Here is a 25054-nt window from a genome sequence, read left to right as displayed (position 1 = left end):
GGCGAGGCCTAGCCCTTCAGCGCGCTGGCGAACGCTTTCTGCGCGTCGTCGACTGACTGGTTCTTGTTCCAGAAGTTCGTCACGACGTCGGTCAGCGCACCTTGCGTATCCGGTGACAGCAGCATTTCCGGATTCGGCAACTGACGCGACTTGTCCTTCATGATCGCGATGCCCTCCTTGGCGCAGACGTCGAGGCTGCTTTCGTCGACGTCAGAGCGGATCGGAATCGAGCCCTTCTTCGCGCTGAACGCGACCTGCGCTGACGGCGAGGTCATCACCGTGGCGAGCAGATTCTGCGCTTTGATAGCCGACGCGCTGTCGGTCTTCGGGAACACGAATACATCGCCCGCGACCAGATACGGCGAGCGCGGACCGAAGCCCGGGAAGCAGCCGAAGTCCTTGCCCGCGGTCTGATTCGCCGCGACGAATTCGCCCTTCGCCCAGTCGCCCATGATCTGAACGCCGGCCTTGCCCGAAGTCACGAGCGCGGTCGCGTCGTTCCAGTTGCGGCCAGGCGAGCCCGGGTCGACGTAATCGTGCAGCTTCTTGAACGACACGAGCACCTTCTTGAATGCCTCGGAATTCACCGCGGTCTGATCGTGATCACGATAGACCTTCATATACAGGTCCGGGCCGCCCACATCGGCGAGCACCGCGTCGAACGTGATCTTCTCCTGCCACGGCTGACCGCCGAACGCGAGCGGAATCACGCCCGCGCTCTTCAGCTTGCCGAGATCGGCGATGAATTCATCGTAGCTTTTGGGCTCGCTCGCGATGCCCGCTTTCTGGAACACCGGCTTCGAGTAGAAGAACCATGCCGGCATATGAATGTCGACCGGCGCCGCGTAGAAATGGCCCTTCACGCGGATACTGTCGAGAATCGATTGAGGGAAAATGCCGTTCCAGTTTTCTTTCGCGGCGACGTCGTCGACGTTATTCAGGAGTCCCTGATCGATCAGATCGTGGAACTGTTTCGACGTATTGAACTGGGCGGCGGTGGGTGGATCGCCGCCGACGATGCGGTTGATCGCGGTGGCGCGCGCCTGGTCACCGCCGGCCACCGCGTTGTCGACCCATTGGCCGCCGGCCTTGTCGTATGCGACGGCAAACTGACGAATCGCGGCCGATTCGCCACCCGAGGTCCACCAGTGAATCACATTAGCCTTGAGCGGCTCCGCGTGCGCGACGACGCCATACAGCGCCAGTGCCGCAACTACGCCTCGCAAGACCATTCTGTTGCTGTTCATTCCGTCTCCTCCAGGCTCCGCGCCCGTGTGTCAAGTCGAAATACCAACCAGCTCCACCCGGTTTTACATCGTTGCTGCGTCGTTCTGATTGTGTTTATTGCGCCTGCGCATTGCGATCTTCGAGGAACTTCGACACCAGCTCCGCGCTGCGTTTAATCGTGCGCTTCTGCGTCTGGTAGTCGACGTGCACGATGCCGAAGCGCCGCTCATAGCCGAAAGCCCACTCGAAGTTGTCCATCAGTGACCACAGGAAATAGCCGCGCACGTCGACGCCCGCCTTGATCGCCTGATCGACCGCGGCGAGATGGCGCTTCAGGAACGAAATGCGCTGTGTGTCCTCGACACGGCCGTCGATGACCTTGTCGTCCGATGCCATGCCGTTCTCGGTGATGTAGATCGGCGGCAGATTGACATAGGTGTCCTTGAAACCGGTCAACAGATCGCGAAGACCGTCAGGGTAAACCTCCCAACCCATCTGCGTACGCTCGACACCTTCGAGCGGCACGTCTTTGAATCCATGCGCACCGTCGCTCGCCACATTGGTGCGGAAATAATAGTTGATGCCGAGGAAGTCGAGCGGCGTATTGATCGTCTGCATGTCACCTTCGAGCACCAGCGGCTCGCTGCCCGGCCACAGCTCGAACAGGTCTTGCGGATACTCGCCCTTGAACAGCGGATCGAGAATCCACGCGTTGTGCTGAACTTCGAACAGTTCGGCCGCGCGATGGTCGGCGGCGCTGTCGCTATTCGGCGTGCCGCGCCCGACGTTCGCGACGATGCCCTTGTGCGAGCGCGGATCGTTCGCGCGCAGCACCGGAATCGCGAGCCCGTGCGCGAGCAGCAGATGATGCATGGCCTGCGCGGCGAAACGCACGTTCGAGAGTCCCGGCGCGTGATGGCCGTTGCCGTAGCCGAGATACGCCGAACACCACGGCTCGTTGAGTGTCGCCCACGCATCGACGAAGCCGTGCAGTTCGCGGCTCATCAGATCCGCGTAATCGACGAAACGGTACGCGGTTTCGCGATTGAGCCAGCCGCCGCGATCTTCGAGATGCTGAGGCAGATCCCAGTGATACAGCGTGACGAAAGTCGTGATGTTCTTCTCTTTGAGCCGTCCGAGCAGGCGCTTGTAGAAGTCGAGCCCCTTGTGGTTCGGCGCACCGTTTTCGTCCATCACACGCGGCCATGCGGTCGACAGCCGGTACGCTTCGAGGCCGAGGCCCGCGAGCAGATCGACGTCCTGTTCCCAACGATGATAGTGATCGCATGCGACGGCACCGGTGTCGCCAGCCAGCACCTTGCCCGGTGTCGCCGAGAACGTGTCCCAGATCGACGGCAGGCGGCCGTCTTCGTTGACCGCGCCTTCGATCTGATACGACGCGGTGGCCGCGCCGAGCAGGAAATCCTGGCGCCATAGCGACGAATCGGCGGGCGGTGTGAATGGATCGGAATGCGGGTCGCCGTGAGCGGTGGATTGTTCGGCGTCGACGACTGCGGATGCGTTGTTTACCACGGATTCTCTCCTGCAATGAGGTCGTTGAACCGGGTGTGGTGGAACTCGATGCGCTCTCGTTCGAACTTACTGTGAACGCTTAAGTGGAAGCGCTTCCACACTGTCGAGTGAACGATAACAGCGGCGAAATCGGAGCAGCAATCCGGGTTTGTCTGGAGAGGGTTTCTCGCATCCGTGCGAGGGTTATGCGGAGCGCATCGAGGTCGTTCGACTGCAGCGGATGGTTGCGGCCTCGACGAAAATTCCGAGCAGCCATTCAACGCTAAACCCAGATCGTTGACAATCGGCTTATCCACTTAGGTATGGAAGACGATTGCGATGAGCGAATTGAATCTGTCGAAACTTATATTGAGAGAAACGTAAAAGGAACGTAAAACATTGTCAGATTATGAACACCGCATGGATTGCGCATTGCGCCGGACTCTCTTTCCCGATTAAAAAGTTGGTTCGCGTAACGCGTATCAACCAATCAAGGGAGGACAACACGAGATGCCGATTCCTGCTTATATGTGGCTAAAAGATGATGGCGGCGCAAACATCCAAGGTTCGTCAACCGTTCAGGAGCGCGAAGGAAGCATAGAAATTATCAGCTTCGGACACGGCGTGAATCTGCCGGTTGATGCTGCCAACGGCAAGATCACAGGCGCGCGCGCACACTCGCCGGTTGCATTCGAAAAGGAATTCGACCGCGCAACGCCGTATCTGTACAAGGCCGTGGCGACCGGTCAAACGCTTCAGTCGGCCGAGATAAGGTGGTATCGCATCAACGATGCGGGAAAAGAGGAAGTGTATTTCGTGATGCTTCTCGAAGGGGCGAAGGTGTGCGGCATTAATCCCGGCATGGCTAATACGAAACTCGCAGAGGCGTCCACGCTCAATCACGTCGAGGCGGTATCGATGATGTATGAGCGGATCACGTGGCACTATCTCGATGGCAATATCAAATACACCGACTCATGGAATGAGCGCACTTGAGCGGGGGGACAATGGCGGTCACCGGTAAATTCATTGTCAATAACAAATGGCTGTCACCGCTCACGATGAATGGCATTGGCACATTCAACGCGTATTCTGGAAACGAGCAATACCGTAATCGCGGCGGTTGCACTATGGTTCCCTCAAACGGTCCGATCCCTGCCGGTAAGTACTGGATCGTGGACCGGCCTACAGGCGGCGTCGGGTCTCGCGCATGGGCTTCGATAAAGGACACCGTCAATTCAGCGATAGGCGCACCGGTCGATCACAACGAGTGGTTCGCACTTTATCGCGATGATGGTCTGATCGATGATTTCACGTGGGTCAATGGTGTGAAGCGTGGAAACTTCCGGTTGCATCCGGCAGGTGGCCAGGGTCAGTCACTTGGCTGTATTACCATGCCGAGCCATGTCGATTTCATGCGTATCCGCTCCGCGCTGCTGCGCACCGGGAAGATTCCGACCGGTAACTCGGGGCTGAAGGCATACGGAACAATCGAGGTCATCATCTATGGCAACACTTGTCCGTAGGCTGTTCAAGGTGGCGCTCTTTGTCGGCCTGTTCTGTCTTGCCGTGCCCTACGTCCACACTTACCCGATACCCATGCCAGCGAGTCAGGCGCGCGGTTGGTTGCACGCCGCCAACTGGCTCGGCATTCGTGACCCTGATGACCTATACATTCCGCTCATCCTTCTGGTTGATCTGATGGTTGCGGCGCTTGCCTATATCGCGATCATGAGGTTATGCCGGGTCTGGCGGCGCTGTCGCTCGCGTGCCTGATGAGCAGCACAACCGGACCCGCTTCGCGCGGGTCTGTTATTGCATGCGCGCGACCCTGTTACGCTGCTGTTTTCTGAACCCATCGCCGCCATCCGACCCGCATGAAAACCGGCTCCGTTTCCCTCGGTGACGTCGCTGCGCGCGCGACGCATCTTGAGGTCGCCTGTACGCGCTGTAAACGTCGCGGCCGCTCCCGGCTCGCGAAGCTGGTTGCATCGCTTGGTGCCGACTTCCCGATGACGGATCCAGGCCGCGAGATAACCGATTGCACGCGCAGGAATGCCACCAATGGCAGGTGCGCTGCGAGGTGTACTTTCCCGAGCTTCCGAAGATCATGAGCGGCGACGCGCGACTCCGGCCAGAAGCGGCAGAAGCACCGGACGACGACTGATTCAAGTCAGCGCTCGATCACGGCGAAGCCTGCGCCGGGTTCCGTTTTCTTCCGGCTCTTTCCATCGTCTTGCGCAATGCAGAGGTGGGAAAATTGGTCGACATTGAATTGCCTCACCGTTTTTATTGTTTCTGATTTGCTAGCCGGGTGCATCAGAATGCAACTCAGGCTCACGTCGCTGGCGTGCATGTCGTGGAGTGCGAGGAGACGCCCCGTAAGCGAGGTTGGCACGGAACGCTTCGTACCGGCAAACCACCGTCTCCGTTGATTTCGCTATGCGCGTTAGTCGCCGCGACGCAGCACTCGCGCGGCAATTCTGCCGTGAGGAAAAATGGCGCGGTTATCAGACACGCCCACATTTCACATCGGTTCTATTTATCGAGCGAATGCGCTCGTCTACGGCTTGTCGTCCTCGCGATCGGGGTCGATGTCGGGATCGAGCGGCGGCTCGTCCGGGTCCTGCGATGGACCGATGTCGGGCAGATCCGTCTGCACGACGTCGGACTGATCCGGCCGGATCGGGTTTTCGTCCTTGTTCGGTGTAGTGGCCATGGCCGGTCCTCCTTGGGTCGTTGCCATGCTGAAATGACAGCAAGTTCTGCTCCCGATCAAGAGGTGGCCATGCCCTTTGCGCTCACAAATCGAAGCCCATCTGCGAACGGCCAAGCTCGGTGAGATCGTCTGCCGTCGCGCGGCCGACGAAATCGACTTCGAAATGATCCGCCGGAAAATCCGGCGGGCTCCTGCCTTCGAGAAAGCTCGGCAGTTGCCGCTTCAGGTACGCATCGTTTTTCGCACAGGCCGGCAGCGAAGCGATATACATCACGTTGCTATAACCGTTGCCGCGATGCGCGTCTTCGACCGCGTGAATGACGTCGCTATGCCAGAACACGGTATCGCCCGCCTGCATCAACGGAATCGACGACAGCGCATGAAACAGCGGCGCGTGATACTCGGACTTGATCGACAGCGCGCGACCCGGCATCGCTCCGCACAGATCGTCTTCGGCGACGTCGTCCTGCAGCGCGCGCAACAGGATGTAGACCATCGAGTTCGCCATCGGCACCAATTGCAGCGTGCCGTCGCCGGGGCCTTGCGGCGTCAGCGCGGTCCAGCCCTGGAACGTGCGGAACATCGAACAGACTGCCGGCGAAGCGATCTCCTCGACTTCGGTGCGCCACGCGGCATCGAACGGATCGTAGTCGCGCCAATGGCCCGAGAACACATCGCGATAGACCTTGCGGAAATTCGGCTCGATCCAGCGCTCGACCGAACCACCGTCGCAATGCGCGGACAATCCGAGCGATTCCGATCCGGGCGGCCGACGACGCAGGCGGTCCGCATACACCGGCACATGGTTCGGATCGAAATGCACGCGCCCTTCGCTCTCGGCGCGCCACAGCCGGTTCAGGAACACGCGGGCCTGCGTGAGTTCGATCGATTGACGCGCGAGTACCTGCGGCTTCGACCAGTACACACCGTAGATTTGCGGCTTGCTCGAAGCGAGCTGGCCGAAGTACTTGTCTTCCGCGCGATTCAGCAGCTTGGCGTCGAGGTCGTTGCGCTCGACGTATTCCGCGATGTCCTGATCCCATCGCTCGACGAGCGACCGGTCGAACACCTTGCGGATCACACAGGCACCGCGAGCTTTGACGAGAGCGATCTGCTCGTCGGTGACGCGGTTCGCCACGATGTCGGCGAACTGGATTTCCGGAATCACAGGCTCGCCCCGATCACGTAGTGTGGCGATTCGCTCCGCCTCCTTCGTCATCGCCGCCGCGACGTCGGCGAACACTTCACGGTAGTTCGGCAGCATTGCTCGCAGTTCGCGCTTCGCTTGACGGGTGGCTGCCGGCAGGTCGTCGATTTGCAAGGCCATTGCATCGTCTCCATTGAGGTTTCTGATGCTTGAAGCGTACGCGAACGAGCAGTGCGCGCGTGATACTATCCGGTCAATGATTTGACGATTTCGGACATGAAAGCCGCTTTCGAACATGTGGATTTTGGCCGGGACTGTTCGGTCAGGGTTTACCACCGCCGGCTGCCCCGCATCCCTTTCGAATGGCACCACCATCCCGAGTACGAGCTGACGCTGACGATGAACAGTCAGGGCAAGCGGTACATCGGCGACTCGGTCGCGACCTACGGTGCGGACGATCTGGTGCTGGTGCCGCCGAATCTGCCGCACACGTGGGCCTCGAACCGCTCGATCGATGCGGCGCATCCGCAGGTCGCGATCGTCGTCTGGTTCGACGGCGCGTGGCTGCGGCGACTCGCCGATGTCTGCCCCGAATACAACGGCCTATGCGACCTGTTGCGCAGAGCGGCCTGCGGCCTCGCGTTCGAAGACGGAGCCGGCACGCGCATGCGCGCACACCTGGACCGCCTGCTGTCCGACAAACCGCGCGACCGCTTGCAGGCGGCGCTCGACGTGCTGGACCTGCTGTCGACGCTTCCCGCCACGCCGCTCGCGTCCCCAAGCGCATTCGATGCGCGGACCGGCGCAGCGACTGGCTACGAATCCGATCAGCTCAATCGCGCGCTCGCATTGATCGAGACACAGTTCGCGCATCCGCTGCGGCTTTCCGCGCTTGCCAAGGCGTCTGGGCTGTCCGAGCGCTCTTTGACGCGGCATTTCACGCAGCATCTTGGCGAGACCGTCGGGCGCTACGTGACGCGTGTGCGAATCGGCCACGCGTGCCGGATGTTGACGGCCACACAGGCGCCGATTTCCGTCATTGCGACGCGCTCCGGGTTTGCGAACGTCGCGAATTTCAACCGGCAATTCAAAGCCGCCAAGGCCATGACACCGGTTGAATTCAGGCACCAGTTCGCCGGCGCGCGGCGTGCCGAGCAACAGATGTCGCCGCAACTCACCGAGCGCTCGCCTTCTCTTCAGAGACTCCGCAACAAAGAAGACGGCAAGCGAACGTCCCGGCCAACACGTGCCGGCCGGCAGTCCGAATGAGCGAACTTCCCGGCGAGCCGCAGGAGAAAAGACGCGCCGCCGCCGTGTAGGACTAAGGTCTGATTGATGGCAAATGCGTGCGTGCGACTATGCTTCGGGGGTGAAACCCGAACTTAGCGAGGTTCGCGATGCGGCAGGCCAAGATCGTTATCGTCGGCGCGGGGCTGGTTGGGGGATCGGCAGCCCTGTTCGTGGCGTTGGCCATTCCGAGCGCGAAAGTCGTCATCATCGACGTCGCGCGGGTGCGCGCTGAAGGACAGGCTCTGGATCTCGCCCACGCCGCGGCATTCTGGGGGCACAGCCGGTTCCGCGCAGGGGACTACGAAGACGCGCGCGACGCCGACATCGTCGTGATCACGGCCGGCGCCGGCGTCAAACCCGGCGAGACGCGCCTGCACCTTGCCAGAACCAATGCGGACATCGCGAGCGAAATCGTCGGGCGCATCGCGCCGCTCGCGCCCGAAGCCATCTACCTGATCGCGACCAACCCCTGCGACGTGCTGACCGGCGCCGTTTACGACCAGCTGCGTTGCGAGCGCGAGCGCGTCATCAGCACCGGCACCTCGCTCGATACCGGGCGGCTGCGCTCCCTGTTGTCCGAACGGCTCGGCGTGGTGGCCTCCGCGATTCACGCCTATGTGCTCGGCGAGCATGGCGAATCGGCGGTGATCCAGTGGTCCGCCGCGACCGTCTGCGGCATGCCCCTCGAAACCTTCCTGACGAGGAACGGCAAGGAGCTGGGCCCCGCCAGCCGGGATCTGATCCTGCGCTCCGTTCACGAGGCGGCGAAGCTCATCAAGGAAGGCAAAGGCGCCACCCATTACGGCATCGCCAGCGCGATAGGAAGGATCTGCGAGGCCATCGTGCACGACACCGATCTGATCCTGACGGTCGGCATCGTCGAGCCCGAAGTGGAAGGCATACCGGACGTGTGCGTGTCGCTGCCGATGGTCGTCAACGGCGCGGGCGCGCGCCTGATCGCCTATCCTGAACTTGACCCTATCGAGCGCGAGGCCTTGCTGGGAAGCGCGCGCATCGTCAAGGAGGCGACGGAAAGCGTGCTTCACCAGCGGTGACGCTTTCCCGCGCACTCCGAAAAGACCCAGCAACGCCGGCACGAGGTCCAACATGGCTCCCACACCTGCCAAGGTTTCACAGCCCACCAGCTCCCCGCCCGCCACGCCGAAGCCCTCGGTCGGACTGCCGGCGGGCATCTGGAAATATCTGGTGCCGATCGCGGTCGGCCTCGTGCTGTGGTTCTTGCCCGCGCCCGCCGGTCTGCAGCCGAAGGCCTGGCATATGTTCGCCGTGTTCGTCGCGACCATTGCGGGCATCATGACCGCCCCGCTGCCGATGTCGGTGGTTGCCATCATCGGCTCGACCATCGGTGTGCTGGCCGGCGTTCTGACGTTCGCCGACGTCACGCGATCCACCGGCACCGACCTCGTCTGGCTCGTGATGCTGGCGTTTTTCATATCCCGCGGCGTGATCAAGACCGGCCTTGGCCGCCGCATCGCGCTTCTGTTCATGCGATTGCTGGGAAAGCGCACGACGGGGCTCGGCTACGGGCTCGTGTTGACCGAACTGGTGATTTCGCCCGCGATGCCGAGCATCACCGCGCGCGCGGGCGGCGTGATGTTGCCTATCACGCGAGCGATTTCCGAAGTGCTGGGCAGTCACGCCGACGATCCAGAATCACGCGCGAAGGTGGGACGCTATCTGATTCTCTGCGCCTTTCACGCGAACATCATCACGGCGGGTATGTTCATCACGGCGATGGCGGGCAATCCGCTGGCGGTCAAGCTGGCCGCGGACCAGGGCGTGTCGATCAGCTGGCTCGACTGGGCGCTGGCGGCGTCGATCCCCGGTCTGCTGTGCCTCGCCGTGATTCCGATCGCGATGCTGTGGATCGCACCGCCGCACGTCAGACGCACCCCCGATGCGACCGATCTCGCGCAACGGGAGCTCGCAACGATGGGCTCCATCTCGGTCAAAGAAATCATCATGGCGTGCATCTTCGTCGGCCTGCTGGTGCTGTGGGTATTCGGCGACGATCTCGGCATCGGCGCGACGCTCGCGGCGGCGATCGGCGTGTCGTTGCTGTTCATCAGCGGCGTGCTGACGTGGCAGGACGCACTGAACGAAAAGTCCGCCTGGGACACGATGATCTGGATCGGCCTGCTCATCATGCTGGCCTCCAAGCTCAACGAATATGGCATGGTGGCCTGGTTCGGCAAGGAATTCGGCCAGCATCTCGCGGGCTTTCCGATGCTGGCCGTCTATATGCTGGTCGCGGTGATCTATGTTTACATTCACTACTTTTTCGCCAGCGCCACCGCGCATATCAGCGCGCTGTTTCCACTTTCGATGGCGCTGATGGTCGCCGCGGGCGTCCCGCCCTTCGTCGCCGCGGTCTCGCTCGGCATTCTCAGCAATGTGAACGGTTGCCTGACGCAATATGGCATCGGCTCCGGTCCGGTCATGTTCGGCGCGGGCTACGTGACGCAGGGCGAATGGTGGAAGGCGGGCTTTTTGATGAGCCTGTTTTACATGGTCGCCTGGCTGGTGGTTGGACCGCTTTGGTGGAAGGTGCTGGGGCACGTATGAGACAACGCGACTTTCGACGCGCGGACCGGACGGCCCGCGCACATGTGATTCTGCTGCGCTTCCCGCTTCGTCAATCGCGAGCGGGCGTGATTCGCGCGAGTTCGCCGGTCGTCATCGAGCGGCGCCGATCACCGCGACGCCGTCCGCGGCCCTGACGTTCTCGCCAGCCGGCGACACGAAGATCGCCTACTTGCCCGCGCCGCTCGCCTCGAAACTCCCTCGGTCATAAGCTTCGCAATAAGCCTTCCAATCCGCCGCGACCTGCGCCTCGCACTGCGTTGCCAGATCAATCAACGGCAGTTGCCAATCGCGCCGACTGCCGAACGCGATCAGATCATCGGCGATCGCCGACTTCTGGCGCCCTCCGCTGCGCAAATGCGCCCACGCGCTCAACTCGGCCATGCTGTTGATCACCGCCTCGAGCCGTGGCAGCTTGCCGTCCCAATCGGCAAGCGCGACGCGATCTTCCGATGGCTGCAAGCTGCGCAGCACATAGGAGCGCTGATTGAATTCGACCGCGTGCAAAAAGGCCTGCGAGACCGCCTGATTGCGCCGCTGCACCTCGACGACACGCTGCGCCTCGGTCTGCCACTTCGGCTGCGTTGCCGTCACGTGCGCACTGACCGACGATGACAGCGCCTCTTTCAGATCGATCAGGTAGTTGCCATCGGGCGAGCCCTTGCCCTCGACCAGAATCACGTAGCGATCGACACCGAGACTGCCCGTGCCCGCGATGCGTCGCGCGACATCGAGCGTGCGGTAGAAGTCCGGATTCGGCTCCGTCGCCGCGAACTGCTGCATGAACCGCACGACGGCCGCGCGTCTTTCATCACTGACGGGCAGCGCTTTCCTGCCGTCTACCTTCAGCATACGCGTCTTGCCCTTGAGCACCGTGCGCCGGTCCAGATGCGCGGCGCGCGTGCGGCTCGCGAGCGCGACGAACAGGTCGCGCACCAGGCCGGTCGCGGTCTCCGCTTCGATCCAGCGCGACTTGCCGTATGCGAGCGCGGCGCCGTAGGCATCGAGCGCGGTGTGGCATAGCGCGAGCGCCTCGGCGCGGCTCAGCTTCAGATCGGCCGCGCCGACCAGCACGCTCGTCAACAGACGCACCAGCTCGTATGGAGCCGGCGCGAGACAGGCTTCGTCGAAGTCGTTGTTGTCGAAGTAGACGAGGCGATTGTCGCCCTTGTAGCTGCCGAAATTTTCGAGGTGCATGTCGCCGCAGATCCACACGTGCGGCGCGTCGTCGAGCACGCTCGCGCGCGGCAGTCGCTGATAGAACAGATGACAGGTGCCGCGCAAAAACAAGAACGGCGAGCCGCGCATGGCTTTGTATTTCATCGCGAGCCGTTCGGGGTCGCGCCCGGCGTTGAAACTGGCGATGATCTTTGCGATGTCGGACATAGCGGGTTCCGTTGAATGAGCAAGCTCGACGTGAGCTGCGTGCCTGCTGCTGTGACCTCGGCGCGTGCCGCGAATTCAATGCCGGGTCCGGTGCGGATGCAGCGAACCCGGCGCGTTGAGCACGTCGTTGATCGCGGTCATGACGAGCGCCGTGATCGGCGTCGGCTGAGCGGCCGCCGCACTCCTGACCGCCGCCCACATTTCCTGCTGCAGGCGCAGCCGCCGATGCGGCCGCGCTCCGCGCGCATTCACCCCTCCCCGCCAAACCTGCGCCGATACGCTCCCGGACTCGTCAACGCGATCCGACGAAAATGCCGCCGCAACGACTCTTCCGAGCCGAACCCCGCCCGCTCGGCGACGCGCGCCATCGGTAGCGGCGTCGCCGCTTCGAGCAATTCACGGGCAAGCGCGACGCGCTCCCTGACGAGCCATTCATAGGGCGCCATGCCGGTCGCGTCGCGGAACTGCCGTTGCAGCGTGCGCGTGCTCATCGCCGCCCGCCTGGCCAGCGAGCTCAGCGTATGCGGCTCGGCCGCATGGCTGCGCAGCCAGTCCATCAGCTTCGCGATCCGTCCGCTTTCGTCGTGCGCCATTGGTCGCGGCACGAACTGCGCCTGGCCACCCTCGCGATGCGGCGGCACCACGAGCCGTTGCGCGACCCGATTCGCGACCGCGCCGCCATGATCGCGCCGCACCAGATGCAGCAGCATGTCGAGCCCGGCCGCCGATCCCGCCGACGTGATCACCTGCCCTTCATCGACATACAGCGCTTCGGGCTGCACGCGCAGTTGCGGATAGTGCTGCTGCAACTTGTCCGCGTAGCGCCAGTGGGTCGTCACGGTCTTGCCGTCGAGCACGCCGGCCGCCGCGAGCACGAACACGCCCGAGCAGATCGAGCAGAGCCGCGCGCCGCGCTCGTAGGCCGCGCGAAGCCTCCGCAGCAGCGCGGCCGGCGGCACTTCGTCGGCATCGCGCCAACCCGGAATCACGATCGTGTCGGCGCTCGCGAGCAGCTTCAGCGTGTACGGCGCGGCCAGCGTGATGCCGCCCGCCGCGCGGATCGGTCCGGGCTCGCCCGCGCAGACCGCGAAGCGATACCACGGCACGCCGAGCTCGGGACGCTCGAGCGCGAACAGTTCGGTCACGCAGCCGAATTCGAAGGTGCAGAGCCGGTCATAGGCCAGCGCGACGACGAGATGATTGTGCATGGCGCGATGTTACCGAAGATTGACGATCACGCCACTTACCGGGTGACCCGCCACCCGCCACAATCGACTCGGCCACCAGACCACCCGATCAACTCCTCGTTCCTTGCCATGACCCACGACAACCTCACCACCGCCCCGAACGCCGTCACCGCGATTCCCGCCGCCGACAGCGCCGCCGCGATCGCGCACTTCCACGCGTCGCTGCGCTTCGAAACCGATTGCGCCGACGTCCACGCCGCGCTCGCGAGCGGCGCGCCCGGCTTCGTGCTGCTCGACGTGCGCGGTCCCGCGCTGTTCGCGCAGGGCCACGTGCCCGGCGCGCTGAATTTGCCGCACGGCAAGATCGTCGCGTCGAAGCTCGCGGCTTATGCGCCGGATACGCTGTTCGTCACCTATTGCGCGGGCCCGCACTGCAACGGCGCGGCGCGCGGCGCACTGCGGCTCGCCCAGCTTGGGCGGCCCGTCAAGCTGATGGCGGGCGGCGTCACCGGCTGGCTCGACGAGGGTTTCGCGCTCAGCCGTCACGACGCCGATCCGGCTTCTGACCCGCGCTCCGCCGCATAGCGCGGTCCGCACTCGGACAAGCCGTCCAGTGCGGCATTCGCCTTGGTCCGCCGGCCCGTTTTGGCCCCTGTTAGCCACGCGCAAATAAGTTAAACAAAATGCGAAGAGTGCCGATAAGATGTCAAGCCGCATTCCTCGCGCGGCGGATCCAACATGCAGAGTTCCTACAATTTATGGCTCGTGGCGATTTCGTTCGCGGTTGCGACGCTCGCGTCGTACACCGCGCTCGATCTGACGGGCCGCATCTTCCTGCTCGCCTCGGCGCGCCGGCGGCATGCCTGGCGGCTCGGCGGCGCGCTCGCGCTCGGTGTCGGCATCTGGTCGATGCACTTCGTCGCGATGCTCGCGTTCTCGCTGCCCATCCCGCTCGGCTACGACCTCGCGTTGACCGCCTGTTCGCTGGCGCTCGCGATCGGCGCTTCGTATCTGGCACTCTTCCTGACCACCCAGCAGCGCCTGACGCCAGCCCGGCTGCTGGCGGGCGGTGTGGTGATGGGAATCGGTATCGCCGGCATGCACTACACCGGGATGGCGGCGCTGCGCATGGCGCCCGCGATCCACTACCAGCCCGTATGGTTCGCGGCCTCGATCGCGATCGCGATCGGCGCATCGAGCGCCGCGCTGTGGATGGCGCGCGCGCTCAGCAACGAACACGAGCGTCATATCGCGCGCAAACGTCTGGCCGCGGCGCTGGTGATGGGCGTCGCGATCAGCGGCATGCACTATACGGCGATGGGCGCCGCGGATTTCGCGCCCGGTGCGATCTGCGGCGCGGCCAACGACATGGACGCGCAATGGCTCGCCACCGCGGTGATCCTGCTCACGTTCGCGGTGCTGATCGTCACGCTGATGCTGTCGCGCTTCGACGTGCGCACCACCTTCCTGCTCGGCGCGGTGTCGAAGCTGAACGGCCAGATCGTGCGCCTCGCGACGCTCGACGTGCTGACGGGCCTGCCGAACCGCGCGACGCTGACCGAGCGGATCGAGCGCGCGATTAGCGGCGCGCGCCGCCAGCGCACGTCGTTCGCGGTGCTGTTCATGGATCTCGACGGCTTCAAGACGATCAACGATTCGCTCGGTCACTCGGCCGGCGACGCGGTGCTGTCCGCCTTCGCGCAACGCCTGCAGCAATGCGTGCGTTCGAGCGACACCGTCGCGCGGCTCGGCGGCGACGAGTTCGTCGTGCTCGCGGAACACCTCACGAGCGGCGACGACGCGGCCGCGCTCGCCGACGGCGTGCTCGAGCGGATGCGCCAGGGCACGTGGAGCGACGAACAACCGCTGCAGGTCATGCCGAGCATCGGCATTGCACTCTATCCGCGCGATGGCGACAGCGTCGAGACGCTGCTCCAGCACGCGGACGCCGCGATGTACGAAGCGAAGCGCGCCGGCCGCGGCACCTACCGCTTCTTCGAGCGCAGCATGAACGAGGCCGCCACGCGCACGCTGCAGATCCAGCAAGTGCTGCACGACGCCTTCGCGAATGAGCGTTTTTCGCTGCTGTTCCAGCCGAAGTTTCAGCGCGGCGGCGAAGCGCTCGCGGGCGCCGAGGCGCTGATCCGCTTGCACGATCCGGAGCTGGGGGCGCTTACGCCAGCCGAATTCATCCCGGTCGCCGAGCGCTCCGGGCAGATCGTGCAAATAGGCTACTGGGTCGTGCGCGAGACCTGCCGGCGCATTCGTGGCTGGATCGAACAGGGCCTGCCGGCGATGAAGGTGGCGATCAATCTGTCGCCGCGTCAGTTGCTGCAGCCGGACCTCGTCGAGACGATCCAGGAGATCGTCAGGAACGAGGGTGTCGCGTGCGAGCAGATCATGTTCGAGATCACCGAGACTGTCGCGATGCAGGACGCCGCGCGCACCGTCGAGGTGATCCGCGCGTTTCAGGCGAGCGGCTTCGACATCTCGATCGACGACTTCGGCACCGGCTATTCGAGCCTCGCGTATCTGCAGCGCTTTCAGGTGAAGCAGCTGAAGATCGACCGCTTCTTCACCCATGGTCTCGACGCGAACGGCGCGGCGGGCAGCGCGATCGTGTCGGCGATCATCGCGCTCGCGCACTCACTCGAAATGGACGTGGTCGCCGAGGGCGTCGAGACCCAATCGCAGCTCGACAAGCTGCGCTCGATGATGTGCGACGAAATGCAGGGCTACCTGCTCGGCAAACCAGTCAGCGCCGACGACTTCGGCGCCATGCTCCGCAGCAGAACGATGGGCGCGAGCGGAGTGGCTATCTAGGCTGCGTCTCTCCCAACGCCACGAGCCGTTCGGTCAACGCCGCGCTCGCGCGCGTCATCGGCAAACGCAGTTCATTGCGCACCCACCCCGTCGCCGCGAGCAGCGCCTTCACCGGCGCGGGGTTCGGTTCGGCGAACGCGAGCTGGATCTGCGGCACGAGCGCGTGAAAAATTTGCCTTCCTTCGTCGAGCTTGCCCTCTGTCAACGCGCGGTACAGCGCGACGAAACGCTCGGGCCGCCAATGCGCGGACGCCGCGATCGCTCCACTGCCACCCGCGCACAACGTCGAGAAGAGCTCGAGGTCGTTGCCCGCGAGCACCTGCAGACGGCCATCGCGAACTAGCGCGAGCGTCGTGTCGAGCGAACCGGCGCAATCCTTGACCGCCTGAATTCGCGGATGCGCGGCGAGCGTCAGCAGCGTGTCGAGTTCCAGCCGCACGCCGGTGCGCTGCGGAATGTCGTAGAGCACGACCGGATGCGCGCTCGCGTCGGCCAGCGCGCTGAAATGCGCGACGATGCCGTCCTGCGCGGGTCGCGTGTAATACGGCGCGGCGATCAGCACACCGGCAATCGGCAACAGATTCAACTGCTCGATCCGTGCGCGCATGCTCGCCGTGTGATTGCCCGAGACGCCGACCAGCACCGGCAGCGCGCGCCGCTGCGCGTCGGTGGCGTTGGCCTGCGCGGCGGCGAGAATCGTCGCGAGCACGGCGTCCTGTTCGGCGGCGTCGAGCGTGGCGGGCTCGCCGGTCGTGCCGAGCGCGACGAGCCCGGCCACGCCGGCGTCCGCATAGCGACGCACCAGCGCGCGCAACGCGGCATGATCGACGGCGCCGTCGGCGAACGGCGTGATCAGCGGAATCCAGATACCCGAGAAATCAGACATGTTTGCTACCTCGATGACGACCGTATCGAATCCGGTCAGCGGTGCGAGGGAGAACACAGGAGAGAGCCGCAGGCGGGCGGTCGACCGGTCGTTCCGTCGCATCTGACGACGGAACAGCGTGCTCCGGTCAGATGAGCGGCTGTTTTTTGGCTTTGGCGCCGACGTTACGCGAAACACCGTTCGCGCGTGCGACTGCCGCGCTCGCGAGAGCGGCGCGGGCGAAGATCGACGAACGGAGCGGGAACATAGGGCCGGAGTGCATGAACCGCAGTGTAACCGCGAAACCCGCGCGGCGGGGCCTCAGGCGCCTCACGAAGCAACTCGCGCAGGAAAACGCTTGACATCTACGCGCCGGAAACTAATATACGCACCGCGTACACCAACGCGTTTTGCTGTCTGACTCCCGCCGACCCCACACTTGCGACAGGTGCCCTCATGAGCGTTCCGCAACAAGCCTTCCTACGCGATGCGATGCGTCGCCTGAATATGACGCGCGATACGTTCGCTAACCGTATCGGCGTGTCACGCCGGGCGCTGGACACGTGGCTGCTGCCGGACGACTCGCAGGAATCGCGGGCGATGCCGGAAATCGTCGAGCGTTTCGTGTCGGAGATCGTCGCCAATACGGAGCCGGGCGAAGGATATACGCAAAGCGTAGACTCGCAATCGCTCGCCAGCCAGATGCTGTTCGAGGGCAAGCCGCAGTTGCTGTCGGTCGATCAGTTTTCGCGCGACTCGGTCGAGGCGCTGTTTCGCGTCGCCGACATCATGCAGCCGATCGCGCGGCGCCGCAAAATCTCGCGTGTGCTCGAAGGCGCGGTGCTCGGCAATCTGTTCTTCGAGGCGAGCACGCGCACCCGCGTGAGCTTCGGCGCGGCGTTTTGCCGGCTCGGCGGCTCGGTGTGCGACACGACCGGCTTCACGTTTTCGTCGATGGCGAAAGGCGAATCGATCTACGACACGAGCCGCGTGATGAGCGGCTATGTCGACGCGCTGGTGATCCGCCACCCGGAGCAAGGGTCCGTGGCCGAATTCGCGCGCGCGACCAACGTGCCGGTGATCAACGGCGGCGACGGTCCCGGCGAGCATCCGAGCCAGGCGCTGCTCGATCTATACACGATCCAGCGCGAGTTCTCGCGCCTGGGCAAGATCGTCGACGGCGCACACATCGCGCTGGTCGGCGACCTCAAGTACGGACGTACCGTGCATTCGCTCGTGAAGCTGCTGGCGCTGTATCGCGGCATCAAGTTCACGCTGATTTCGCCGCCGATGCTCGAAATGCCGGGCTATATCATCGAGCAGATTTCGCGCAACGGTCACGTGATCGAACAGACGCATGACCTGCGCACCGGTCTGCGCGGCGCGGACGTCGTGTATGCGACGCGCATCCAGAAGGAGCGCTTCACCGACGAATCGTTCGAAGGCTATACGCCCGACTTTCAGATCAACCAGGCGCTCGTCGATAGCATGTGCGGCGCCGACACGCTGATCATGCACCCGCTGCCGCGCGACAGCCGGCCCGGCGCGAACGATTTGAGCACCGACCTCAATCACGACTCACGGCTCGCGATTTTCCGGCAGACCGACAACGGCATTCCGGTGCGGATGGCGATTTTCGCGGTCCTGCTCGGCGTCGACAAACAGGTCCAGCATTCGATGCGCGATGCCACGTGGCGCCCGCCCGTCTACCTGGGCCCGGACGACGCGGTGTTTCACGGAATCGATTGACGCGGACAGCTGTGTCCGCCCCTCAGGCCGCGGCCGCGGCGCGCGCGTCACGCATTTCGCGCGCCGCCTGCCTGAACGTGCCGGCAAAGAACAGCACCTGGTATTTGACCGCGTTCGACCAGTACTTCCATGTATGGCCGCCAGGCCGCTCGGCGTAATCGTGTGGCACGCCGAGTTCCACGAGCCGCTCGTGCAGCAGACGGTTCGATTGCACGAGCGAGTCGTTCACGCCGCAATCGATCGTCAGGGCGATGTGGTCGCGGCCGAAATCCTCGGCGCTGGCGACGATCGCCTCGCTATCCCAGAAGTCCGCATGTTGGGACGGGTCGCCGAACACCCGCGCGATGCCGGGCTCGTCCTCGCTGCTGCGCGGGTCCACCGCACCGCTGATGCTGCCCGCCGCGCCGAACGTGTCGGGCATGTCGAGCGCAATGCGTAGCGCGCCGAATCCGCCCATGCTCAAGCCCGTGATCGCGCGTGCCTGCCTCGTCGCGATGGTGCGGAAATGGCCGTCGATATAGCCAACCACTTCGGTGCCCACGTAGGTTTCATAGCGGCTGCGCGGATCGACGGGACTATCGATGTACCAGCTATCGCGGCCGCCGTCGGGCATCACGAGGATCACCTGATAGCGATCGGCGAGCTTGCCGATATGCGAATTCGCGGTCCAATCCGTGTAATCGCCGCCTGAGCCGTGCAGTACATAGACGACCGGAAAGCGCGCGGCCTGGTCGCCACGCGCGTACTGATCGGGCAGCACGACGGTGGCGTCGAACGTACGATGCATCGCCGCGCTCGGGATCGTGACGACGCGCGCCTGGAACGCCCACGCCGGCGATGCGATCAGCATCAAAATGAGCCAGAACCTACGAACTGGATTCATGGTGGGTCGCCCTTCCGCTCGTTGCCGCTAGCTTCCGGCTGCATACCTTCGTCAGGCGTCCGAACAACACCGTCCCGGCGCGCCTCGGCCTGTGTCCGTCGACGACTCTAGCAATGGCGACTTACAGCCATATTTCAGCGAAGCATACGATCCAGTCAGGCTTCAGCCGCTTCGTTCGCTTGCGTTGCGCACGCTACGCCGACATCTTCGACGTGCACGGAAAACCCAACCTGCCCCGGCGCCAGATCGTCCCGCAATGTGAGCGCCGGGATCTCATATGCACCGCCATTCTGCGGCCGGAACGCGATCGGCGCGGTCGTCCACAACGTGTCGAGCCGTCGCCCGAGCGCCGCGCTGACCTCGGCATACTTCGCGTCGTCGATACGGCTCGTGCGGTAGACGACGAACGGCGGCAACACGTCGAAGCCAGGGTAGTACAGCACGCCGTGCTGGATCGGGAACAGCACGTCGTCGATCGGACCGTTGATGCCGCGCGCGCTGTAGTGCGACTCCCAGCCGCCCGTCGTGACGACCAGCATCGCGCGCTTGCCCGCGAAACGGCCTTCGCCGTAACGCTCGCCCCAGCGCGCATCGGAATGCTCGCCGACGCCATACGCGAGACCGTACGCATAGACGCGCTCCACCCAGCCCTTCATGATCGCCGGCATCGAGAACCACCACAGCGGAAACTGCAGGATCACCGCATCGGCCCACTTCAGCTTGTCCTGCTCGCGCGCGATGTCCTCGCTCTGCAAGCCGTTCTCGAACGCATGCTTCGATTCGAGCGACGCGAAGAAGCGCTCGGCGCTGTGACGCTCGCGGGTGTCGTGCGCATCGAGCGACGCTTTCCAGTTCATCGCGTACAGATCGGACACCTGCACCGTATGGCCGGCGCGTTCGAGATGACGGACAGCGAAATCCTTCAGTGAACCGTTCAACGACTTCGGTTCGGGATGCGCATAGATGATAAGAACGTTCATGATGGGACCTTCGTGGCTGAAAACAGTCACGATAGTCATCGCCGAGGTATATTGGAAATGAATTCCGAATATGTCAGGTATTGCCGTGGTTAATCTCAGAAGACTCGACCTCAACCTGCTGGTCACGCTCGATGTGCTGCTGGAAGAGCACAATGTGACCCGCGCCGCCGAACGGCTGAACTTCTCGCAGCCGTCGGTCAGCGTGCATCTGGCGAAACTGCGCGACGTATTCGGCGATCCGCTGCTCTTGCCCGGACCACGCGGCATGCGGCCCACCGCGAAAGCGCAGCAACTGCGCGAGCCGCTACGCGAAGCGCTCGACGCACTGCAGCGCGCGGTCGCGCCAACCAGCCCGTTCGATCCGGCCGCGGCGACGCAAACCTGGCGCATTGCCGCAACGGACTATGCGGAGTCGACGATCATCCTGCCGATGCTGGCAGGCTTGCGCGCGGCGGCGCCCGGCACGCGTCTCGCGATCGTCGAGGCGGTGCCGCCAAGGCTCGCTCGCCAGGCCGAACAGGGCGACATCGATATCGGTTTCCATACGAGCGAAGGCGCGCCCGAAGGCTTGCGCCGCCGCGTGCTGTTTGCCGAGCGCTACGTACTGGTCGGCCGCGCGGGTCATCCCAAGCTGAAGCGCCGACCCACGCTCGCGCAGTTCAGCAAGCTCGAACACGTGATCGTATCGCCAGATGGCGGCGGCTTTTTCGGCGTCACCGACGAGACGCTCGCAAAGCTGGGGCTTGCGCGCAAGGTCGTGCTGTCGGTGCCGCACTTTCTGTTCATGCAGTCGGTGCTCGCGAGCACCGATCTCGTGGGGATGCTGCCCGCGCGTCTCGTGCGCGGCTCGGACACATTGCGGATGGTCGAGCCGCCGGTCGAGGTGCCGGGCTACGAGATGGCGATGCTTTGGCATGAGCGTGTGCATCGCGATCCCGCGCATCAATGGTTGCGGGAGTTTATTGCGGCGTCGGTGTAATCAGCCCTTTTCGGCGCCGATCGCATCCAGTTGATCGAGCACTTCGTCGCTGAGCTTCAACTGCGCCGACTGCAGATTTTCGCGCAGATGTGCCACCGAAGACGTGCCCGGAATCAGCAGAATGTTAGGCGCCCGATGCAACAGCCAGGCGAGCGCGACCTGCATCGGCGTCGCCTCGAGCTTGCGCGCAAGCTCCGACAGCTCCGACGATTGAATCGGCGTAAAGCCACCCAGCGGAAAGAACGGCACGTAGGCAATGCCCTGCTCCGCGAGCGCATCGATCAACGCATCGTCGTCGCGATGCACGAGGTTGTAGTGGTTCTGCACGCACACGACCTTCGTGATGCGCTGCGCTTCGGCGATCTGCGCGGCCGTCACGTTGCTCAGGCCGACATGCCGCACGAGCCCGCGCTGCTGCAGCTCGGCGAGCGCCGTGACCTGCTTTTCGATCGAGCCCTCGCTCGGCTCGTGCACGTTGCCCATCACGCGCAGGTTGACTACGTCGAGCACATCAAGGCCGAGGTTGCGCAGATTGTCGTGCACCGCGCGCTCGAGGTCGGCGGGCTCCTGAGCCGGCAGCCATGCGCCGGCGCTGTCGCGCACCGCGCCGATCTTCGTGACGATCGTCAGATCGCGCGGATACGGGTGCAGTGCCTCGCGGATCACCTGGTTGGTCACGTGCGGCCCGTAAAAATCGCTGGTATCGATGTGGTCGACGCCCAAGGTAACGGCCTCGCGCAGCACCGCGAGCGCCGCGGCGCGGTCTTTCGGCGGCCCGAACACGCCGGGGCCGGCCAGCTGCATCGCGCCATAGCCCATGCGCCGCACCGCGCGGCCGGCTAGCACGAAAGTGTCGATGGAGCTGAAGTTCGGCATCACGATCTCCTTGTGAAGTGATGAGCGGCAGTATCGCCGCAATTGCGTTGTTGAATAAACCGGTCTAACGTGTACGGGTTGTTCAAAATTCTGCACAATCAATCGTCATGGAACTGAATGATCTGGCCGCCTTCGTGTCGGTTTCCCGCGCCGGCGGCTTTCGCGACGCGGCGCGTGTGAGCGGGGTGTCGGCGTCGAGTCTGAGCGTCGCGGTGCGACGCCTGGAAACGAAACTCGGGCTGCGCCTGTTGAACCGCACCACGCGCAGCGTCGCGCCGACCGAAGCCGGGCTGCGTCTGATCGAGAAGCTGACGCCGCTGTTCGGCGAAATGGAAGCGGCGCTCGACGTGCTGAACGGCTTTCGCGACAAGCCGACCGGCACGCTGAAGCTCAACGTGCCATCGAGCGTCGCGCGCATCGTGCTGCCCGACGTGCTCGCGCGCTTTCTGAAGCAGTACCCGGATATTCGCGTCGAGGTGGTGGTCGAGGATGGTTTCGTCGATGTGCTGTCGATCGGTTGCGATGCGGGCATTCGCTACGACGAACGCCTCGAGCAGGACATGATCGCGGTGCCGATCGGCGCGCGCGTGCAGCGCTTCGCGACCGCCGCGTCGCCCGCGTATCTCGACGCGCACGGCCGTCCGCAGCATCCCAGCGAACTGCTCGCGCATGCCTGCCTGCGCGGCCAGTTCGCGAGCGGCGCGATGCCGACCTGGTACTTCGAGCGCGACGGCGAGCTGCTGCAATTGAATCCGACCGGACCGCTGCTGGTGCGGCCCGGCGCAGCGATAGACCTCGCGGTCAGCGGCGCGGTCGCGGGTCTCGGCATCGTTCACCTGTTCGAAGACATGCTGCGCCCGCATCTGGACAGCGGCGCGCTCGAAGCGATTCTCGAACCGTGGTGGCAGCGGTTTTCAGGGCCTTTTCTGTACTATCCCGGCCATCGCCATGTGCCCGCGCCGCTGCGCGCGTTCGTCGATTTTCTGAAGGCCGACTCAACACGCGGTTGATTTGAACACACGACGGTGATCGTGCCGTATCAGCAGCGTGGCGTGCAGAGTTGCGCGATCGTGCTCAAAAACAGATCCGCGCCGATCGGCTTCAGCAAACATGCGCTGCAGTACTGCGCTTCGCTGTCCGAGGGCGGCACCGCGGTATGGACCAGAATCGGTACGTCGACCGATAACGGCATCGATTTCAAACGGCGGCACAACTCCGCGCCGTCCATGATCGGCATCATCCAGTCCGTAACAATCAGGTCGGGAACGTGAGCGACGACACAGGCGAGCGCTTCGGCGCCGTTGCTCGCGCAACTCACCTCATACCCTTCGCTTTCCAGAATCAGCCGCCACGCGGCTAGAATTTCCGGTTCGTCGTCCACCAGCAATATCGAATACATCATGGTTTGCTGACGAAACTTGCTTCTTGTCTGACCAGAGTCTCGCAAGAGGTGTTCCACACGCGGCAATTGCGCGGATAATGACGCGGGTTGCCGGCGCACATCGGATGCCTGGCCGATTGCCGGCGCAAACAGGTCTGCGGTGCCCGCGCCGAACCGAGGCGTTCGGAACCGTTCGCGTGTTTGTATGTTGTAGAAACTCCATTCCGGTATCCATCATGACCGACCGACGCGTGAGCCCGCTGCGCAATTTCGCCAACTTCATCCGTGCGGAACGGGGCCGTCTGACGCGGCAATGGATGCATGCCGTCGCCATCGACGCCGATCTCGTCGAAGCGGACAAGCTCACCTATCAACAGCTGGTCGACCATATGCCGGAAATCCTCGACCAGCTGTGCATGGCGCTCGATGCGGAAGATCTCGAACGCGCCGAATCATCGATCGAGCGCGACGCGAAGAAGCACGGCAATGTCCGTTGGCAGCAGGGCTACCGGATCGAAGAGCTGGTGCGCGAACTGGACCTCTTCGAGCAGGTGCTCGTCGGAGCGCTCGAAGAATTCGTCGAACGCGACCGGACTTGCACGCGCCGCCACGAGAGCCGCGCGCGGCGTCTGATCGCCGAAGCATTCAGCGTGGTCAGGTATGCGTCGATCAAGGAAGTGGTCGGCGAGCGTGATCGCAAGATCGACGAATACACGGGCCGGCTCGAACGCGCGAATGACGAACTGACGCTCAAGCAACGGCTGGTCGGCGATCTGTATGATTCGCGCATGCAGATCACACGCAGCGTCGCGCACGATCTGCGCAATTTCCTCAACGCGTTTTCGGTCGCGCTGCAACTGATCGAGCGAGCGCCGTCGCAAGCCGATGCCGCGCTGACACTCGCGAACCGTCAGGCCGCCGACATGAAGCAACTGGTCGACCAGATGGTCGAGTACTCGGTCGTGCTCGGCGACGCGGCGACACTCGTGCTCGAAGACGTCGATTTGCGCGAACTCTTCGACGAACTCATCGCTTCCATGCAGCCGTCGATCGACGCGAAAGGACTCGCGCTGCGCAGCGAGTTCGACGCGGCGCTGCCGGTCGTCACGTCGAATCGGCTGAAGCTCAAGCAGATCGCGGTCAATCTGTTGTCCAACGCGATCAAGTACACGAAGTCGGGACAAGTCGAATTCCAGTTCGCGATGCATGGCGTCGAACACTGGGCGATTCGCGTGTCCGACACCGGCGTCGGCATCGCGCCCGCCGATGCGGAGCGCGTGTTCGACGAGTTCGAGCGCGCGGCCGGCGAGGAAATCCCTGGCACGGGTCTGGGGCTCGCGATCGTCAAGGAGCTATGCCGCGTGCTCGATGGACAGATCGAGTTTGCGTCGCGCGAGGGCGTGGGGACCACGTTCGAGATCCGGTTTCCGCTGCATGTTCAATGAC

The 25054-nt window shown here is 63.7% G+C and carries 25 protein-coding genes; 12 read left to right on the top strand and 13 right to left on the bottom strand.

What is annotated here, in order from left to right; genetic code table 11:
- Positions 1–8: 8 nt before the first annotated feature.
- Both QFZ94_RS12995 and QFZ94_RS12990 read right to left on the bottom strand, forming a co-directional pair.
- Positions 9–1247, bottom strand: coding sequence for an ABC transporter substrate-binding protein (locus QFZ94_RS12995; protein ID WP_368585825.1), 1239 nt, complete (start codon positions 1245–1247; stop codon positions 9–11).
- Positions 1248–1341: 94 nt separating this feature from the next.
- Positions 1342–2760 (bottom strand): GH1 family beta-glucosidase, encoded by a 1419-nt coding sequence (locus QFZ94_RS12990; RefSeq protein WP_429457328.1) that lies wholly within the window; start codon positions 2758–2760, stop codon positions 1342–1344.
- Positions 2761–3249: 489 nt separating this feature from the next.
- On the opposite strand from QFZ94_RS12990, the gene QFZ94_RS12985 reads away from it, so the two are divergent.
- From QFZ94_RS12985 to QFZ94_RS12975, 3 genes are read left to right on the top strand one after another with little or no spacing between them, the layout of a single operon-like run.
- Complete coding sequence (locus tag QFZ94_RS12985) at positions 3250–3735, top strand: Hcp family type VI secretion system effector (protein ID WP_429457326.1); 486 nt, start codon at positions 3250–3252, stop codon at positions 3733–3735.
- 11 nt (positions 3736–3746) lie between these two features.
- The gene (locus tag QFZ94_RS12980) at positions 3747–4265 is read left to right on the top strand and encodes a DUF2778 domain-containing protein (protein WP_429457324.1); all 519 of its coding nucleotides are present in this window, start codon (positions 3747–3749) and stop codon (positions 4263–4265) included.
- Complete coding sequence (locus QFZ94_RS12975) at positions 4246–4515, top strand: hypothetical protein (protein ID WP_368585828.1); 270 nt, start codon at positions 4246–4248, stop codon at positions 4513–4515. The genes QFZ94_RS12980 and QFZ94_RS12975 overlap by 20 nt, the downstream gene beginning before the upstream one ends.
- 397 nt (positions 4516–4912) lie before the next feature.
- Here QFZ94_RS12975 and QFZ94_RS12970 read toward each other — a convergent pair whose 3' ends face one another.
- The 3 genes from QFZ94_RS12970 to QFZ94_RS12960 form a co-directional block, all read right to left on the bottom strand.
- Positions 4913–5095, bottom strand: a complete 183-nt coding sequence (locus tag QFZ94_RS12970; protein WP_429457322.1) for a hypothetical protein — start codon at positions 5093–5095, stop codon at positions 4913–4915.
- A 207-nt stretch (positions 5096–5302) separates the two neighbouring features.
- Positions 5303–5458, bottom strand: coding sequence for a hypothetical protein (locus QFZ94_RS12965; protein WP_368585829.1), 156 nt, complete (start codon positions 5456–5458; stop codon positions 5303–5305).
- Positions 5459–5540: 82 nt separating this feature from the next.
- Positions 5541–6785: a DUF1479 domain-containing protein gene (locus tag QFZ94_RS12960; RefSeq protein ID WP_429457320.1), complete on the bottom strand. Its 1245-nt coding sequence runs from the start codon at positions 6783–6785 to the stop codon at positions 5541–5543.
- A 96-nt stretch (positions 6786–6881) separates the two neighbouring features.
- Here QFZ94_RS12960 and QFZ94_RS12955 point away from each other — a divergent pair, with 96 nt between their 5' ends.
- From QFZ94_RS12955 to QFZ94_RS12945, 3 genes are all read left to right on the top strand, one after another.
- Complete coding sequence (locus QFZ94_RS12955; RefSeq protein ID WP_429457318.1) at positions 6882–7874, top strand: helix-turn-helix domain-containing protein; 993 nt, start codon at positions 6882–6884, stop codon at positions 7872–7874.
- 128 nt (positions 7875–8002) lie between these two features.
- Complete coding sequence (locus tag QFZ94_RS12950; RefSeq protein ID WP_368585832.1) at positions 8003–8950, top strand: lactate/malate family dehydrogenase; 948 nt, start codon at positions 8003–8005, stop codon at positions 8948–8950.
- A 52-nt stretch (positions 8951–9002) separates the two neighbouring features.
- Positions 9003–10481 (top strand): DASS family sodium-coupled anion symporter, encoded by a 1479-nt coding sequence (locus tag QFZ94_RS12945; protein ID WP_429457316.1) that lies wholly within the window; start codon positions 9003–9005, stop codon positions 10479–10481.
- A gap of 186 nt (positions 10482–10667) precedes the next feature.
- Here QFZ94_RS12945 and QFZ94_RS12940 read toward each other — a convergent pair whose 3' ends face one another.
- The 3 genes from QFZ94_RS12940 to ftrA form a co-directional block, all read right to left on the bottom strand.
- The gene (locus tag QFZ94_RS12940; protein WP_429457314.1) at positions 10668–11885 is read right to left on the bottom strand and encodes a DUF2252 domain-containing protein; all 1218 of its coding nucleotides are present in this window, start codon (positions 11883–11885) and stop codon (positions 10668–10670) included.
- A 75-nt stretch (positions 11886–11960) separates the two neighbouring features.
- Entirely contained in the window at positions 11961–12137 is a 177-nt protein-coding gene (locus QFZ94_RS12935; RefSeq protein WP_368585835.1) for a hypothetical protein, read from the bottom strand.
- Complete coding sequence (ftrA, locus tag QFZ94_RS12930; protein ID WP_410850363.1) at positions 12134–13093, bottom strand: transcriptional regulator FtrA; 960 nt, start codon at positions 13091–13093, stop codon at positions 12134–12136. The genes QFZ94_RS12935 and ftrA overlap by 4 nt, the downstream gene beginning before the upstream one ends.
- 108 nt (positions 13094–13201) lie before the next feature.
- Between ftrA and QFZ94_RS12925 the strand changes: the two genes are divergently transcribed.
- Positions 13202–13657, top strand: coding sequence for a rhodanese-like domain-containing protein (locus tag QFZ94_RS12925; protein ID WP_429457311.1), 456 nt, complete (start codon positions 13202–13204; stop codon positions 13655–13657).
- Between the two features lie 153 nt (positions 13658–13810).
- Entirely contained in the window at positions 13811–15895 is a 2085-nt protein-coding gene (locus tag QFZ94_RS12920; protein ID WP_429457309.1) for a putative bifunctional diguanylate cyclase/phosphodiesterase, read from the top strand.
- Here the strand turns inward: QFZ94_RS12920 and dapA are convergent.
- Entirely contained in the window at positions 15888–16781 is an 894-nt protein-coding gene (gene dapA, locus QFZ94_RS12915; protein WP_429457307.1) for a 4-hydroxy-tetrahydrodipicolinate synthase, read from the bottom strand. The genes QFZ94_RS12920 and dapA overlap by 8 nt on opposite strands.
- A 435-nt stretch (positions 16782–17216) precedes the next feature.
- Here dapA and QFZ94_RS12910 point away from each other — a divergent pair, with 435 nt between their 5' ends.
- Entirely contained in the window at positions 17217–18509 is a 1293-nt protein-coding gene (locus QFZ94_RS12910) for an aspartate carbamoyltransferase (RefSeq protein ID WP_013091330.1), read from the top strand.
- 22 nt (positions 18510–18531) lie between these two features.
- On the opposite strand, the gene QFZ94_RS12905 is transcribed toward QFZ94_RS12910, so the two are convergent.
- Positions 18532–19392 (bottom strand): alpha/beta hydrolase, encoded by an 861-nt coding sequence (locus QFZ94_RS12905; RefSeq protein ID WP_368585840.1) that lies wholly within the window; start codon positions 19390–19392, stop codon positions 18532–18534.
- A gap of 155 nt (positions 19393–19547) precedes the next feature.
- Entirely contained in the window at positions 19548–20372 is an 825-nt protein-coding gene (locus QFZ94_RS12900) for an NAD(P)H-dependent oxidoreductase (RefSeq protein ID WP_368585841.1), read from the bottom strand.
- Between the two features lie 70 nt (positions 20373–20442).
- Between QFZ94_RS12900 and QFZ94_RS12895 the strand changes: the two genes are divergently transcribed.
- On the top strand, positions 20443–21351 hold the full coding sequence (locus QFZ94_RS12895; RefSeq protein ID WP_429457304.1) for a LysR family transcriptional regulator: 909 nt from the start codon (positions 20443–20445) through the stop codon (positions 21349–21351).
- Here QFZ94_RS12895 and QFZ94_RS12890 read toward each other — a convergent pair whose 3' ends face one another.
- Entirely contained in the window at positions 21352–22227 is an 876-nt protein-coding gene (locus QFZ94_RS12890; protein WP_429457302.1) for an aldo/keto reductase family oxidoreductase, read from the bottom strand.
- A 107-nt stretch (positions 22228–22334) separates the two neighbouring features.
- Between QFZ94_RS12890 and QFZ94_RS12885 the strand changes: the two genes are divergently transcribed.
- Entirely contained in the window at positions 22335–23237 is a 903-nt protein-coding gene (locus tag QFZ94_RS12885; RefSeq protein WP_410850358.1) for a LysR family transcriptional regulator, read from the top strand.
- 29 nt (positions 23238–23266) lie between these two features.
- Here the strand turns inward: QFZ94_RS12885 and QFZ94_RS12880 are convergent, their stop codons facing one another.
- The gene (locus QFZ94_RS12880) at positions 23267–23626 is read right to left on the bottom strand and encodes a response regulator (protein WP_410850357.1); all 360 of its coding nucleotides are present in this window, start codon (positions 23624–23626) and stop codon (positions 23267–23269) included.
- A gap of 218 nt (positions 23627–23844) precedes the next feature.
- Here QFZ94_RS12880 and QFZ94_RS12875 point away from each other — a divergent pair, with 218 nt between their 5' ends.
- On the top strand, positions 23845–25053 hold the full coding sequence (locus tag QFZ94_RS12875) for a sensor histidine kinase (RefSeq protein WP_429457299.1): 1209 nt from the start codon (positions 23845–23847) through the stop codon (positions 25051–25053).
- Position 25054: the final 1 nt, after the last annotated feature.

The sequence above is a fragment of the Paraburkholderia sp. JPY465 genome, from assembly GCF_050436725.1.
Taxonomy (GTDB): Bacteria; Pseudomonadota; Gammaproteobacteria; order Burkholderiales; family Burkholderiaceae; genus Paraburkholderia; species Paraburkholderia youngii.
This window is presented reverse-complemented; position numbering and strand designations above follow the sequence as displayed.